We start from the raw sequence: 14,350 nt of genomic DNA on the forward strand, positions 1-14,350 counted from the left end.
TTGCACTCACATTGACTGGTTTAATAAATAAAGGAATTCATCATGGCAACTGCCGCGGTTAGACTGCTTGCCCTCGCCTCAGCACTACTCTCACTCTCTGTCACAGCATCACCACGCATTGTCAGCGCGGGGGCCGGTGTAACAGACTTACTGGTTGAATTAGGTGCAACAGAACAGATAGTTGGCATTGATGTCACCAGCCATCTACCGAATAAAGAAGTGCCGAATGTCGGCTATCATCGCCAGCTCGCCGTCGAAGGTGTGCTGTCTTTATCACCGACTCTAGTCGTAGGCTCAGATGAAATGGGCCCTACCCCGGTTTTGGAGAAAATCGAAGCGTCAGGGGTAACCGTGGCTCGACTGTCTAGTGAACCCAGCGTCGAGACACTCAAAACACGGATTAAAAAAGTCGCGAGTCTCACCCACACAGAGTCCAAAGCCGCAGAGTTACTGACCGACATAGACACCAAGATTGCGACATTAAAAGCGCATGCCCCCAAAACCACGCTCAAAGGCGTGTTTCTTCTGGTTCACCAAGGACGTCCTGCCAGTGTCGCGGGGGCCAATACCTCACCGGATACCTTGTTGTCGCTGATGGGTGCGACTAACCCTGCCGCCACGGCGCTCAGTAGCTATAAACCACTGTCGTCAGAAGCGTTACTGGGCTTTGATCCGGACTTTATCTTGGTCATGCAACGTTCTCTCGATCAGCTAGGCGGTGTTGAAGGACTCGCTGATGCCGTGCCTTTACTCAATGCCACGCGCGCATTCCAACAGCAGCGTATTATTCCAATTGACGGCAGTGTGTTAGTGGGAGGGCTTAGCCTGAAATCACTGGATGAAGCCATTCGTATTCAGCGCACCGTCGTTGGAGAGAACGACTAATGCAAGCGTCTTTTCGATCCTCACAGTCGCATGTTTTTCCAGCGCTCATCATCGCACTTGTCGTCGTAGGGATAACGTCTATCGCGGTGGGACAATGGCAACTTGGCTGGCTGACCAGTTTACAGAGCTTAACCCCTTGGCATGACAATGTTGAGCCGCATGTACTCGCCATCGTTCAACAAGTTCGATTACCTCGAACCTTGCTGTGTATTTTTATCGGTGCATTGCTCGCCGTTTGCGGCACGTTGATGCAGGGGCTTTTCCGCAACCCTCTCGCTGACCCGGGTATTATCGGTGTCTCCGGCGGCGCATCATTAGGAGGCGCACTGGGCTTGCTATTGCTCTCTTGGGGCAGTATCGAGGCCAGCTTTGTGTTTTCGGTGCCTGCCTTTGCGTTTATCGGTGCACTACTGGCAACCCTATTTGTATACAGAATTGGCACAACGTCCATGGGCAGTTCGGTGACCATCATGTTGCTAGCGGGCATTGCGATCAGTGCTTTGTCCGGCGCTGCATTAGGCTTAATTAACTATGTGGCGGATAATCAAACGTTACGAGACATCGCCCTTTGGTCGATGGGGTCACTGACCGGTGCGACTTGGGGACAAATTGTTCTCACTGGCATCGCTGCATGCTTACTCACGGTATTTGCCTACCAGCGCGCACGCCACTTAAATGCCCTTTTGCTTGGTGAAAACGAAGCGGCGTATTTGGGCATTGATGTACACCATTTAAAACGCCTACTCATTGTTGTGACCGCGGCGGGAATGGGCATTGCGGTAAGTGCTGCCGGTCTTATCGGCTTTGTGGGTCTAGTGATCCCACACATTGGACGTTTAATTGCCGGCCCGGATCATCGCACACTGGTGCCCTTATCAGCCATTCTTGGTGCCCTGTTACTGACCTTGGCCGATATTGTTGCCCGTGTCATTGTCGCCCCCGCCGAATTGCCTGTTGGCATTATTACCGCCCTAATGGGGGCTCCTTTCTTTCTATGGCTTCTTATTCAACAACGAAAAGCAGTGGTTCACGAATGACAGATTCTGCCCTTCAAATCTCCAAGCTCAGCTATGCGCTTAACGGCCGTCAACTGCTAAGCGAGATTGATCTCGCCTTTACTGCTGGCCAGTTACACGTTTTACTCGGGCCCAATGGTGCGGGGAAAAGTACACTGTTAAAGCAATTGATTAGCGACAAACATCAGCATGGCAGTGTGCAGTTTTGGCAACAGCCAAAAAGCCAGTGGCAAGGCGAAGAATTTGCCCGACGAGTGGCCTTCCTTCCCCAACATAGCGGGCTCACGTTTGCATTCTCCGCGCAAGAAGTGGTCGAGATGGGAGCAACACCACTACAGGCAAACCGAGAACAGATCGCGGCCCTTGCTAACGAGCAGCTAACGGCATGGGATATTAGCCATCTTGCTCATCGACCGTATCCGATTTTATCTGGCGGTGAAAAACAACGCGTACACATGGCACGCGTGTCATTACAGCTAGCACAAACCGCACCGGACCAAGCGATACTGATGCTGGATGAACCCACTTCGGCCTTAGATATTACCCATCAGCATTACACCCTCAAGCGCTGTCGAGCACTCGCAGACCAAGGAATGACAGTGCTATTGGTGTTGCACGACCTGAATTTGGCGGCGCAATACGCCGACCAACTGCATTTTTTAAAAGCGGGTCGAATCGTCCTATCCGGCAACCCGTGGCAGTGTTTTAGTAGTGATAGAGTGGCAGACATCTACCAATACCCGCTGACCGTTCTGACTCATCCGGAGCATGACTGCCCACTGATCGTGTCTTAATTGATAAATACATCATAGCTGGCTCACAAAACCGTCTGTTGGTCCATTTTCGCTGATCAGACCAATTGCGAGTGTGCGCCAACCTAAGTAAACTGAGAGCGCAACCGATTAGCTATGAGAATGGATGAAATCGGATTCGTTACCTTCGCAACCGTCTGATGTGCCGGGATTGTGAAAGACATCGCCGCTGACGAACAGCGGCGTTTTTCTGTAAGGTCGCGAGTAACGATCCCTACGCATTACTACAAAGAAGAATCAAGATGGCAACGATTAAAGATGTCGCGCGTCTCGCCGGTGTATCGACCACGACGGTGTCACACGTGATAAACAAAACCCGCTTTGTCGCAGAGAAGACGACTGAGAAAGTATGGCAAGCGGTTGAAGAGTTAAACTACGCCCCAAGTGCTGTGGCGCGAAGCTTGAAATGCAACACAACACGTACACTGGGTATGCTGGTGACTAAATCCACCAACCCCTTTTTCGCCGAGCTTGTTCACGGTGTGGAAGACTATTGCTACAAGCAAGGCTACACACTGATTCTCTGCAATACCGAGGGAAACCTTGAAAAGCAACGCGACTACCTGCGTATGTTGTCAGAAAAGCGCGTCGATGGACTCATTGTGGTGTGCTCTGATCTCAACGAAGATTTGATGCTGTTATTAGAAAAAAAACGCGATCTGCCTATGGTCGTGATGGATTGGGGCAGTCACCATATCGATACAGACCGCATAGAAGATAACGCTGAATTAGGCGGTTACCTTGCCACCAAACACTTTATTGATAATGGGCATACTAAAATTGGCTGTATTTCGGGCCAAATGGATAAAAATACCTGTAAGCATCGCTTAAACGGTTATTTCCGTGCGTTAAAAGAAGCCAACATTACAGTGAATGAAAACTGGCTGATTGAGGCGGATTTCGAAGCCGATCAAGCACAAATTGCCGCGAAGCAATTAGCGACAATGTCAGACCGCCCGACCGCTGTCTTTTGTTTTAATGACATTATGGCATTAGCGGCGATTAGTACGTTTAACGAGTACGGCTTGAAAGTGCCAGAAGATATATCGGTGATTGGTTACGATAATATTGACCTCACCGAGTATTTCTCGCCACCATTGACAACGATTCACCAGCCCAAACGCCGTCTAGGCAAAACGGCGGTCAAACTCTTGCTCGCGCGAATTGCCAACAACGAGACTCAGCAGCAAGTGTTCGAAATGCAACCTGCACTAGTGAGTCGACAGTCAGTTAAAACACTATCTTAATGTTTTAATGAAACTTTTATGAAGAGCACCGTCAATGTCTTGGCGGTGCTTTTTTACGCGACGACTCTTCCGGTAGTGCTTTTACTCTAGTTCATCAATTACACCCACCCTGAACCAAGATCACATTTTGTGTGATGGGAGAGGACGACATCGGTGTCTAATTATTATATGCTTAATAGCGTTTGAACAAGGCAAACCATGGCGAAAGCATGGGACGCAAAGCCTCCGGCCTAACGGTAATTTGACATGATGTCAAAATATCAACGGTAGCGGGGTTGCCAACATATCAAAGCTGACAAATTTGATGGCTCGTTGACAATTCTGCGATCTTGCCTTGTTACATTATGACGTCTTTTTTAGGCATTAGTAATTCATCGAGATTTTAATCAAATGGATAAACCAGCTTTAAAGAACGCAATGAAGTTATTTGCCAAATTTGGCAGCATAAAGTCCCGTTCAATGTTCGGTGGATTTGGTATCTTTTGTGAAGACACCATGTTCGCGCTTGTCGTTAACAACACTCTCCATTTACGTGCTGGAAAAGAAAACGAAGCACTATTAAAAAAACAAGGCTTGGCACCCTACGTGTATAAAAAGCGCGGCTTTCCTGTCGTGACGAAATATTTTGCGATCCCTGAATACTGGTGGGATGACCAAGATAAGCTGCTCACAGAAGCTAAAGAGGCGCTGGATGTCGCGACCCGTGATCGTGATTTGAAAAAACAAGCCACACCGTCTCGTCTAAAAGACTTACCTAATTTACGGCTCGCGACCGAGCGCATGCTGAAAAAAGCAGGTATTGAGACGCCTGAAAGCTTACAGCAACAAGGTGCCGTCAATGCCTATAAAGCGCTCCTTTCTGCGCATGAAAAAGAGCTAAGCTTGGAATTACTGTGGTCACTAGAAGGTGCAATTACTGGCAAGCATTGGTCTGTGGTTCCACCCCAACGTCGCCAAGAATTATTACAACATTTAGAAAATTAATTCCTCACACCCCCCATACCTCTCTACCTTTTTTGTGAGCAATGTTCGCGTCCAACACCGCCTTTAAGGCGGTGTCGCTTTTTCTGAACGAGCTAAACGCTCAATAATCCATCATTCAAACTGATTTCTGACAAAATACGAAAGTTTCTTGCGATCGGTCGGGTCTGGTTAAAGGTACGATTAAGGACACAGTTCCTCAATGTAACCGACAAATCAGCCAGTTAATTCAGCTACAGTACCTAAAGTAATAACTGGGACCCATTTACTATCGGACGAGACACAGTATGCCAGTAAAAAAGATATTGCTTGGTTTAGTGGTGGTGGCGCTTGTAACACTTTGGTTCAGTTTAGATCTCAGCCAGTGGCTCACGCTTGAAAACGCCAAAGCACAACAAGTGGCATTGAATGATTACATTATCGAAAACGCGACCACCGCAAGCCTGGTGTTTTTTGTCGGCTATGTAGTGATGACCGCCCTGTCCTTACCGGGTGCGGCAGTAGCGAGTTTATTGGGCGCGGCACTCTTTGGCTTTTGGTGGGCATTGGTGTTGGTCTCCTTTGCTAGCTCGATTGGCGCCACCCTCGCCTTCTTGGTGAGTCGCTTTATGTTGCGCGACTGGGTCCAAGCCAAATTTGGCAATAAGCTCGATACCATTAATCGCGGTATAGAGAAAGACGGTAGCTTGTATCTGTTAACCCTACGCCTGATCCCGATTTTCCCGTTTTTTCTGATTAACCTCGTGATGGGGCTAACCCCGTTCAAAACCCGCACCTTCTATTGGGTCAGTCAGCTCGGTATGTTGCCGGGTACCGCAGTCTACGTGAATGCAGGGACCCAACTGGCCCAAATCGACGCACTCGGCGACGTGGTGTCATCCTCGGTGCTTGGCTCACTCGCCTTACTGGGTATCTTCCCACTGCTGGCAAAGTGGGTCATGGCTTGGATCACACGTCGTAAACGCTATCAAGGTTGGAACAAGCCCCATCAGTTTGACCGCAATATGGTAGTGATTGGTGCCGGTGCAGGCGGCTTGGTATCAAGTTATATCGCGGCGGTAGTGAAAGCGAAGGTTACGCTGGTCGAAAAAGGTTCGATGGGAGGAGACTGCCTAAACACCGGATGTGTTCCCTCAAAAGCGCTGATCCGTGCGGCGAAAACCATGCGAGAAATTGGCCAGGCTAAGGCCTTTGGCATTCATACCCAAGCGCCAGCGGTTGATTTTCCGGCGGTCATGGCGCGGGTTAAGCAAGTCATTACCCAAATTGAGCCTCACGATTCGGTCGAGCGTTACACCAAACTCGGCGTGGAGTGTGTGCAAGGCGATGCGCAAATCGTTTCGCCATGGGAAGTCGAGGTGAATGGCGAACGCCTCACTACCCGCAACATCGTGATTGCGACCGGCGCACGCCCTATGTTGCCCCCGATTCCCGGTTTGGCTCAGGTCACGCATTACACCTCAGATACGATTTGGTCTCTGAATGACCTGCCGCCGCGGTTGTTGGTTTTGGGCGGGGGGCCCATTGGCGCAGAATTGGCACAAAGTTTTGCGTGTTTAGGCAGCCAAGTCACGCTCGCGGAAATGGCCGACCAACTTCTCAGCCGCGAAGATCAAGATGCCGCCCAGTTGGTTGAGCAGGCGTTAGAGCGTGACGGCGTCACGGTTTTAACACAGCACAAAGTCAAAGCATTTGAGCACAGTGATAATGAGCAAATCGCCTTACTCGATGGCCCTGACGGTGAGAAGTCTGTCTCATTTGATGCGGTGCTGGTCGCGTTAGGGCGCAGTGCCAACACCAAAGGCTTTGGTCTCGAAAAGCTCGATATTCCAGTGACCGAGCGTGGCACGATTCAAGTCAACGAGTACCTGCAAACCGCCTATCCAAATATCTATGCGGTAGGTGATGTAGCGGGTCCCTTTCAGCTCACCCACGCCAGTGCTCATCAAGCATGGTATGCCGCGGTGAATGCACTATTCGGGCAATTTAAACGCTTTCGTGCTGATTATTCAGTAATGCCTGCCGCGACCTATACATCGCCAGAAGTCGCGCGCGTGGGTATCAATGAAAAGGAAGCCAAAGCCAATCAGCAAGAGGTGGAAGTAACCTACTACGGCATTGATGATTTGGATCGCGCGATTGCTGACGGCAATGACCACGGTTTTATTAAGGTGCTGACACCAAAAGGAAAAGATACCATTCTGGGGGTGACTATTGTTGGCGAGCATGCGGGCGACTTGCTCGCAGAGTTTACTCTCGCCATGCGGCACGGGTTAGGACTAAATAAAATTTTGGGCACCGTCCATCCGTATCCCACTATGAGTGAAGCGGTGAAGTATACCGCTGGGATGTGGAAACAAGCCCATGCGCCCGAGAAGCTGCTTAACTGGGTCGAAAAATATCATCGTTGGATGCGTCACTAATTGAAAAGGAAGATGACAATGAAACACTGGATAGCGGCGTTAACATTGGCAATTGTAAGTACCGCCAGTTTTACTGCCTCTGCGAGCACGGAAAACGACCGTTGGGAAAGTATTGAACAACAAGCCAAAGGCCAGACTGTTTACTTTAACGCATGGGGCGGTAATCAAGAGATCAATGCTTACCTGCGCTGGGCGAGTCGCGAGTTACAACGCGATTATGGTGTCACACTGAAACATGTCAAAGTGACGGATATCGCTGAAACCGTCAATCGCCTGCTTGCCGAAAAGACCGCCGGTAAGGATAGCGGCGGCAGTGTCGATATGGTTTGGATTAACGGCGAAAACTTCAAATCAATGAAGGAAAATGATTTGCTGTACGGCCCTTTTGTCAGCACGCTCCCCAATTGGCAGATTGTCGATAAAAGTTTACCGGTTGAAGAAGACTTCACTGAGCCAACAGACGGCCTCGAAGCACCTTGGGGGGTGGGACAGCTGGTGTTTATCCATGATCAGAAAACCTTGGCCAACCCACCTCGCTCTTTCGCCGAACTGTTAAGTTTGGCTAAAGCATTCCCTGGCCGTATCAGTTACCCCAAACCACCCGAGTTTCATGGCACCAGTTTTTTGAAAGCCGCTCTGCTGGAACTTACCGATGTGCGCGAGGCACTTTACCTGCCGGTTGATGAGGTAGACTTTGACGCCGTGACCGCCCCACTGTGGCGCTATCTAGACCAACTACATCAAGTGGCATGGCGCGAAGGCGCTCAGTTCCCGTCAGGCAGTGCCGAAACTATCCAACTGTTGGACGATGGTGAGCTTCTCGTGGCGATTGCGTTTAACCCCAATGCGGCAAAAGCAGCGGTAGCCTCTGGAAAACTCGCCCCGTCAGCGCGTGCGTTTGCCTTTGACCAAGGCGCGCTATCTAACATTCACTTTATGGCGATTCCATACAACGCCAACGCTAAAGCCGGCGCTATGGTCGCTATCAATTTCTTGATGAGTGAAAAGGCACAACTGCGTAAAGCCGACACCCAAGTATGGGGCGATCCACCCGTGGTTAAGTTATCCGACACCGCCGAGGTCAGTCGCTTTAATACCCAGCCCGAGCCACATCCAAGCTGGCAAACCGCGCTTGAGAATGCGTGGCTGAAACGCTACGGCCAATAGTAAAGAGGCTAATATGGCACGTTTGCTGTTTGCCATCACCCTAACGGTGTGCTGCCTACCCTTGTTGCCAGGGGTGGGCGGCTTATTCGCGACCGCCTTTGCATTCTTACCCACACTAGGGCTGACGGAGGCTAACTTTAGCGGCTGGCAAGCTGTCATGGCATGGCCGGGGCTATCACAATCTATTCAGCTAACGCTCATCTCGGGATTAGGCAGTAGCCTGCTCGCGGTGGCACTTAGCTTTATGATTTTACAGGCCACTTGGCAAACGCCCATTTGGCAGAAGATCAGTGCGCGCTTGCCTGCGTTACTTGCGTTACCACACGTCGCCTTTGCCATTGGTCTGGTTTTACTGCTTTCCCCCTCGGGTTGGCTGTTTCGCCTACTAAGTCCCCTTCTCGGTGATAACCCCGTGACTTGGGCGCTGGTACAAGACCCTTATGTTATTGGGCTCACATTGGCGCTGACGCTAAAAGAAACCCCCTTTTTATTGTTGATGAGTCTGTCGGTGCTGCGTCAAATTGATGTCTCTCGGCTGACGATGGTATCAACCAGCCTCGGGTATAACCGCACCGCAACTTGGCTAAAAGTCATTCTTCCGCTTTGGCTGGCCAAAATGCGTTTCCCGATTTTTGCCGTCATCGCCTACAGCCTGTCAGTAGTTGATGTAGCGATGATCCTCGGGCCGAATACGCCGCCTACCTATGCGGTATTGGTATGGCAGTGGTTTAATGACCCGGATTTAGCACTATTGCCCAGAGCGTCAGCCGGTGCCCTGCTGTTATTTGCTCTGTGTGGCTTGGCCTTATTGCTATTTCGCTTTTTGGCATGGCTTGGTTGCCAATGTCTCAATCGCTGGCAATACACGGGGCGCCGCCACGCATGGTTACCCGGCAAATCACTCTGGTGGCCGGTGTTTATCACTCCCCTTGCGATTATACCTGTGTTGCTGATGTGGTCATTCGCGCTGCGCTGGTCATTTCCCGATTGGCTCCCGAGTCGATATAGCTTACGGTTCTGGGAGCAAGAGCTTAGCTATGTGTGGTCATTGGTGGGGAACAGCATCGTTCTAGCGGTGATCAGCGCCAGTGTCGCCTTGCTGTTTGCCATCGGGTGTCTGGAGCGTTCGGTCAATCAGCGACGCTCGGTGCCAAGAGCCGTCATCGCCATTCCGTTATTGGTTCCTCAACTCTCTATCTTGTTTGGCATTCAGGTGGCGGTGTATAGCCTCCCCGGCCAATGGCACGTGCCGGCAACCCTTTGGGCTCACATTTTTTTCGCGTTTCCTTATGTGTATCTCGCACTCGATGGGCCGTGGCAGCAGTTTGATATGCGGCTTATGCAGACCGCCAGAAGCCTCGGTGTGAGTGCCACCCTTGCATGGTGGCGGGTTAAACTGCCGCTCCTTTTGCCCGCCATTATCTTGGCATGGGCGGTTGGCGCGAGTGTCAGTTTGGCGCAATATCTGCCCACACAATTGCTGGGCGCGGGACGCATTAATACTCTCACTACCGAGGCAGTCAGCTTATCAAGCGGTCTCGATCGTCGTATCAGTGGCCTGTATGGACTGATGCAAGCGATGCTTCCCCTTGTTGTTTTCGCCTTGGCCACTGTGCTGAGCCGCGTGGCTGAACGCCGTCTTTTACCGACATCAACACCAACTTTCTCAGGAGCTCAACACCATGACACTGTGTGTCAACCAACTCACCATAAACGCGCCTGATCAATGCTTGGTGCGTGATTTGTCATTTTCGGTCGCCCCAGGAGAAATACTTACTGTGATGGGACCCAGTGGCTGCGGAAAATCGAGCCTGCTGAGCGTATTGGCCGGGCATATCCAACCGCCCATGCATTACAGCGGTCAACTGAAGTTAAATGGTGAGCCTTTTGATCACTTACCGCCTGAGCAGCGCCGTATCGGGATTTTGTTTCAAGATGACTTACTCTTCCCGCATTTAAATGTATGGCAAAACTTAGCGTTTGCCTTGCCCTCCTCGATGCGCAAAGCGCAAAAACGCGATCAGGCCATCGCAACATTAAGCAATGTTAAATTAGCAGAGTTTGCCGATTATGCCCCCAGCCAGCTTTCGGGCGGCCAGCGCGCGCGGATCAGTGTGTTGCGTGCATTACTCGCCGCCCCCGATGCTATCTTGCTTGATGAACCCTTTAGTAAGCTGGATAAGCAGCTGCGGCGGGATTTTCGGACCTTTGTTTTTGAACAAATCGCGCAGCGAAACATCCCTGCGTTGATTGTGACGCATGATGCTGAGGATATTGCGGACCCGAGCCTCTGTTTAAATTGGCCTAAACGCCCAGCTGACTCAGCAGTGCAAGAGGAGATACAGAATGCTTGATCGTTACGCCATCGCGGTGATCCGCTGGCCATTGAAGCAAGCAGCGGTGCAGCTTACAAAATGGAGGGTAAAACCCGATACCGTCACGCTCTCAGGCTTTTTGATTGGCTTGCTAGCGGTGCCCGCTCTCGCGCTGCAAATGTATTGGCTAGCACTTGTGTTTATTATCATTAATCGACTTTTCGATGGCCTCGATGGTGCGCTCGCCCGCGAGCAAGGACTCACGGACGCTGGGGGGTTTTTAGATATTACCCTCGATTTTATCTTCTACGCGGCCATCCCTTTTGGTTTTGCCCTGGCCGATCCGTCCAGCAACGCCATTGCTGCCAGTTTTTTGCTGTTTTGCTTTATGGGGACAGGCGCAAGCTTTTTAGCGTTTGCGATCATGGCCAGCAAACACCAGATTGATAACCCGGTTTACGCCAACAAGTCGATGTATTATATCGGCGGGATCACCGAAGGGACGGAGACCATCGCCAGTTTTGTGTTGATGTGCCTTTTCCCAACATACATGGCGTGGATTGCCGGCGTTTTTGGCACAGCCTGTTTAATCACCGCCGCCTCACGAGTTTGGGCGGGCTATCATACCTTGCGCACACTCGATACGCCGTCCTCCTAGTCTATAACCACTGGTGTTGCAGCTGCTCTTTATCGCCTAAGTAATCGAGCAGCCAACGCACCGGTGGTGATTCTTTATCCGAGCGCCATGCAATACAGCACGGACTGCTTAATAAAGGCTCTTCAAGGGCAAGCTCCACCAACTCCCCTCGCGCAATCGCGTCTTCTGCCATGTGTGACGGCATCACACCAATGCCCAGCCCGGCCTTAAAACATTGCATGGCACTGTGCCAATTAGGGACGGTAAGACGGCGCTGATTATCCAGTAGCCATGTCGTACGACGCGGCAAGCGGCGCGAAGTGTCTTCCAAACAAATAGCCGGATACGGCGCAAGCTGCTCATTAGCCAGTGGCTGAACACACTGGACGAGTGGATGCGACGGGCTCACCACAAACCGCCAGCGCAGGGTGCCCATTTCCCGATAGCGAAACGCGCCGCTCACTGGGACAGCAGCCGTGGCACCAATCGCAATATCGGCTCGATCATCAGCCAACGCATCCCATACGCCGTTAAACACTTCCATGGTTAGCAACAACTCGACATCAGGAAACGCATCGTAAAAATCCCGCACCAACGTATTGACGCTATCTTCGCGCACGACGTTATCCAGTGCTAACGAGACACTTTGTGTCCAACCGTTGGCAACACGTTGTGTTTGCTGGCGAATGGTTTCCATATTCTTAATCATCTCACGTGATTGAGAGACAAAGTATTCACCCGCCGGCGTCAACCGCACTTGGCGATGGAGTCGCTCAAACAGAGTAACGGCCAGTTTGTCTTCAATCTGTCGTACCGTGTAGCTCACCGCACTCGGCACCTTGTGCAATTCATCGGCCGCCGCAGAGAAACTTCCTCGCCGCGCAACCACATCGATCACATGAAAATCTTGGTAAGAAAACATTCAAATCAAATTTTTTGAAAGCAATGTTCAAATCATAGCGTTTCACAGCCAGCTTTGTCAGCCATAAACTATCTCTATGTCGATTTTTCTATCAAGAGACAAAAAATGAACAAGCAAGTGCCGTTTATGACGCTACTGTGGCTAGCAGGGCTCAGTATGCTGGGCTTTTTAGCCACTGATATGTATTTACCTGCCTTTGAGGCGATGCGACTCGATTTGGCGACCTCTCCCGCCAATATTGGCCTCACCTTAAGTATCTTTTTGCTAGGGATGGCCTGTGGACAGCTGGTTTATGGTCCGCTATCTGATCGCATCGGCCGCAAGCCCGCGCTACTGATTGGCCTGAGCCTTTATTTAGTCGCGACTGTGGTGTGTATTTTTGCTAATAACATTTATTTATTACTTGGCGCACGTCTAGTTCAAGCCTTAGGAGCATGTAGCGCTGCGGTAATTTGGCAAGCCGTGGTTATTGACCGCTATGAAGGCAAGCTGGGCCAAAAGGTGTTCGCGACCATCATGCCGCTCGTCGCTTTATCGCCAGCATTAGCGCCACTTATCGGCTCACACCTGCTCACCCTATATGATTGGCGCAGTATTTTTGTGGTTTTATTCGCGTTAGGGGTTGGTTTTGTTGCGTTTACCTTACGAGAAAAGGAAAGCCTTTCCAAACCCACAAAAGATACTAAAATTATTGATAAACTTGTAATTGACTATCAGCAAGTTTTTAAATCAAAAAAATTCATCGGTAACATGCTTATTTTCGCAGGTTGTTCCGCGGCATTTTTTGCCTACCTGACGGGATCACCGTTCGTGATGTCAGCCATGGGTTATACCGAAGCGGATATTGGTCTGAGCTATATTCCACAAACCATTGCTTTTGTCGTCGGTGGCTACGCCTGTCGTCATGCCCTCAACAAACTCAAAGATCACAGTATCTTGCCTTGGCTGCTTAAGCTGTTTGTTATCAGTGTCGTGGTTATCTTTTTGATCAGCTGGCGAACCGATGTCACCAACATCTGGGTAATTTTAGGTCCGTTCTGTTTCCTCGCGGCAGCGAACGGTGCCATCTATCCACTGGTCGTCAATCGCGCCTTGGAAAATTTCAAATCCTGTAGTGCGACCGCTGCGGGGCTATTGAACTTCTTGCAAATGATGGTCTGCTTCGTAGCGAGCGCTGTGGTATCTGCGTTTGCAGCCGCCGGCTTGATCGCCGTCACCACCGTCATGCTGTCAACCTGCGCGGTGGTCATTATTGGCTTTGGCTTGGTCTGGCATGCAAACCGCCAAGCTCAAACGCTAGCAGCCGCGTAATACCACTGAGTTTAGAGACTAAAAAGGCGTCTTTCGGGACGCCTTTTTTATCCTGCCAACTTTCAATCACGCAAATAGGCAACAAGCTCACCTTTCCCAATGGGAAGTACACCCACATCGAGTTCAGGCTGTTGCTCAAGCCATCGCTTAAAAGGAGCAACATCATCAGCGTGGGATAATGCATTATCGACTACCAGCACACCCTGAGGCTTGAGGAGTTGGAACAAGCGTGGCGCTAGGGACAGGTACTGACTTCGGTCGGCATCAAGAAAAATGAGTTCAAACTGTCCCTCAAGGCGAGTCATCCAGTCACTCGCGTCGCCCAATTTCGCATCTATCCGGTTATCCATGCCGGCTTGCCTAAAGTGCTGCTGCGCTTGTTGGTGTTTTGCTTCATCGCGCTCAATCGTTACCACCTGCACGCTATTGCCGCCTGCGCGCGCGAGCCATAACGTTGAATAGCCCATTGATGTACCGACTTCTAAAATACGGGTAGGCTGAATTTCATCCACTAACAGCGCCAAGAATTTTCCGGTTCTAGGTGTGATATTCAGCCATTTTTTACTTTTATCCTGTTGCAGGGCATCATTCTCTGTCCCCTGCATTTGCAGCTGTTCCAGTAAGGCGTTCATGG

At 50.6% G+C, this 14,350-nt stretch carries 13 protein-coding genes and 1 riboswitch; of the genes, 11 read left to right on the forward strand and 2 right to left on the reverse strand.

Annotated elements, in window-relative coordinates:
- The first annotated feature begins 42 nt into the window (after window positions 1–42).
- The 10 genes from E8E00_RS07270 to E8E00_RS07315 all read left to right on the forward strand — a co-directional run bounded on the left by E8E00_RS07270 (window position 43) and on the right by E8E00_RS07315 (window position 11,504).
- Complete coding sequence (locus tag E8E00_RS07270; RefSeq protein WP_096628220.1) at window positions 43–885, forward strand: hemin ABC transporter substrate-binding protein; 843 nt, start codon at window positions 43–45, stop codon at window positions 883–885.
- Complete coding sequence (locus E8E00_RS07275; protein ID WP_096628218.1) at window positions 885–1,922, forward strand: iron ABC transporter permease; 1,038 nt, start codon at window positions 885–887, stop codon at window positions 1,920–1,922. The genes E8E00_RS07270 and E8E00_RS07275 overlap by 1 nt, the downstream gene beginning before the upstream one ends.
- A complete protein-coding gene (locus E8E00_RS07280; RefSeq protein WP_096628215.1) occupies window positions 1,919–2,695 on the forward strand; it encodes a heme ABC transporter ATP-binding protein in 777 nt (258 codons plus the stop codon). The genes E8E00_RS07275 and E8E00_RS07280 overlap by 4 nt, the downstream gene beginning before the upstream one ends.
- A 260-nt stretch (window positions 2,696–2,955) precedes the next feature.
- Window positions 2,956–3,960: an HTH-type transcriptional repressor PurR gene (gene purR / locus E8E00_RS07285; protein WP_096628213.1), complete on the forward strand. Its 1,005-nt coding sequence runs from the start codon at window positions 2,956–2,958 to the stop codon at window positions 3,958–3,960.
- 180 nt (window positions 3,961–4,140) lie between these two features.
- Window positions 4,141–4,243: riboswitch (cyclic di-GMP riboswitch) on the forward strand.
- Between the two features lie 107 nt (window positions 4,244–4,350).
- Window positions 4,351–4,944, forward strand: a complete 594-nt coding sequence (locus E8E00_RS07290; protein WP_096628211.1) for a TfoX/Sxy family DNA transformation protein — start codon at window positions 4,351–4,353, stop codon at window positions 4,942–4,944.
- 284 nt (window positions 4,945–5,228) lie between these two features.
- Entirely contained in the window at window positions 5,229–7,364 is a 2,136-nt protein-coding gene (gene lpdA, locus E8E00_RS07295) for a dihydrolipoyl dehydrogenase (RefSeq protein WP_096628208.1), read from the forward strand.
- Window positions 7,365–7,376: 12 nt separating this feature from the next.
- Window positions 7,377–8,531 carry an ABC transporter substrate-binding protein gene (locus E8E00_RS07300; RefSeq protein WP_096628205.1) on the forward strand — a complete coding sequence of 385 codons (1,155 nt, stop codon included), beginning with the start codon at window positions 7,377–7,379 and terminating at the stop codon, window positions 8,529–8,531.
- Between the two features lie 13 nt (window positions 8,532–8,544).
- Complete coding sequence (locus tag E8E00_RS07305; protein WP_240531880.1) at window positions 8,545–10,254, forward strand: ABC transporter permease; 1,710 nt, start codon at window positions 8,545–8,547, stop codon at window positions 10,252–10,254.
- On the forward strand, window positions 10,214–10,885 hold the full coding sequence (locus E8E00_RS07310; RefSeq protein WP_096628202.1) for an ATP-binding cassette domain-containing protein: 672 nt from the start codon (window positions 10,214–10,216) through the stop codon (window positions 10,883–10,885). Before E8E00_RS07305 ends, E8E00_RS07310 begins: the two co-directional genes overlap by 41 nt.
- The gene (locus E8E00_RS07315) at window positions 10,878–11,504 is read left to right on the forward strand and encodes a CDP-alcohol phosphatidyltransferase family protein (protein WP_096628200.1); all 627 of its coding nucleotides are present in this window, start codon (window positions 10,878–10,880) and stop codon (window positions 11,502–11,504) included. Before E8E00_RS07310 ends, E8E00_RS07315 begins: the two co-directional genes overlap by 8 nt.
- A gap of 1 nt (window position 11,505) precedes the next feature.
- Here E8E00_RS07315 and punR read toward each other — a convergent pair whose 3' ends face one another.
- A complete protein-coding gene (punR, locus tag E8E00_RS07320; protein ID WP_096628197.1) occupies window positions 11,506–12,405 on the reverse strand; it encodes a DNA-binding transcriptional activator PunR in 900 nt (299 codons plus the stop codon).
- A 105-nt stretch (window positions 12,406–12,510) separates the two neighbouring features.
- On the opposite strand from punR, the gene punC reads away from it, so the two are divergent.
- Window positions 12,511–13,716, forward strand: coding sequence for a purine nucleoside transporter PunC (gene punC / locus E8E00_RS07325; RefSeq protein WP_096628194.1), 1,206 nt, complete (start codon window positions 12,511–12,513; stop codon window positions 13,714–13,716).
- Window positions 13,717–13,778: 62 nt separating this feature from the next.
- Here the strand turns inward: punC and E8E00_RS07330 are convergent, their stop codons facing one another.
- Window positions 13,779–14,348, reverse strand: coding sequence for an O-methyltransferase (locus tag E8E00_RS07330; protein WP_096628191.1), 570 nt, complete (start codon window positions 14,346–14,348; stop codon window positions 13,779–13,781).
- Window positions 14,349–14,350 lie beyond the last annotated feature (2 nt).

Source organism: Salinivibrio sp. YCSC6, assembly GCF_004916735.1.
Taxonomy (GTDB): domain Bacteria; phylum Pseudomonadota; class Gammaproteobacteria; order Enterobacterales; family Vibrionaceae; genus Salinivibrio; species Salinivibrio proteolyticus.

Coding starts and splice junctions, on each gene's coding strand:
- E8E00_RS07270 (WP_096628220.1), top strand. CDS start 43: ATGGCAACTGCCGCGGTTAGACTGCTTGCCCTCGCCTCAGCACTACTC.
- E8E00_RS07275 (WP_096628218.1), top strand. CDS start 885: ATGCAAGCGTCTTTTCGATCCTCACAGTCGCATGTTTTTCCAGCGCTC.
- E8E00_RS07280 (WP_096628215.1), top strand. CDS start 1,919: ATGACAGATTCTGCCCTTCAAATCTCCAAGCTCAGCTATGCGCTTAAC.
- purR (WP_096628213.1), top strand. CDS start 2,956: ATGGCAACGATTAAAGATGTCGCGCGTCTCGCCGGTGTATCGACCACG.
- E8E00_RS07290 (WP_096628211.1), top strand. CDS start 4,351: ATGGATAAACCAGCTTTAAAGAACGCAATGAAGTTATTTGCCAAATTT.
- lpdA (WP_096628208.1), top strand. CDS start 5,229: ATGCCAGTAAAAAAGATATTGCTTGGTTTAGTGGTGGTGGCGCTTGTA.
- E8E00_RS07300 (WP_096628205.1), top strand. CDS start 7,377: ATGACAATGAAACACTGGATAGCGGCGTTAACATTGGCAATTGTAAGT.
- E8E00_RS07305 (WP_240531880.1), top strand. CDS start 8,545: ATGGCACGTTTGCTGTTTGCCATCACCCTAACGGTGTGCTGCCTACCC.
- E8E00_RS07310 (WP_096628202.1), top strand. CDS start 10,214: ATGACACTGTGTGTCAACCAACTCACCATAAACGCGCCTGATCAATGC.
- E8E00_RS07315 (WP_096628200.1), top strand. CDS start 10,878: ATGCTTGATCGTTACGCCATCGCGGTGATCCGCTGGCCATTGAAGCAA.
- punR (WP_096628197.1), bottom strand. CDS start 12,405: ATGTTTTCTTACCAAGATTTTCATGTGATCGATGTGGTTGCGCGGCGA.
- punC (WP_096628194.1), top strand. CDS start 12,511: ATGAACAAGCAAGTGCCGTTTATGACGCTACTGTGGCTAGCAGGGCTC.
- E8E00_RS07330 (WP_096628191.1), bottom strand. CDS start 14,348: ATGAACGCCTTACTGGAACAGCTGCAAATGCAGGGGACAGAGAATGAT.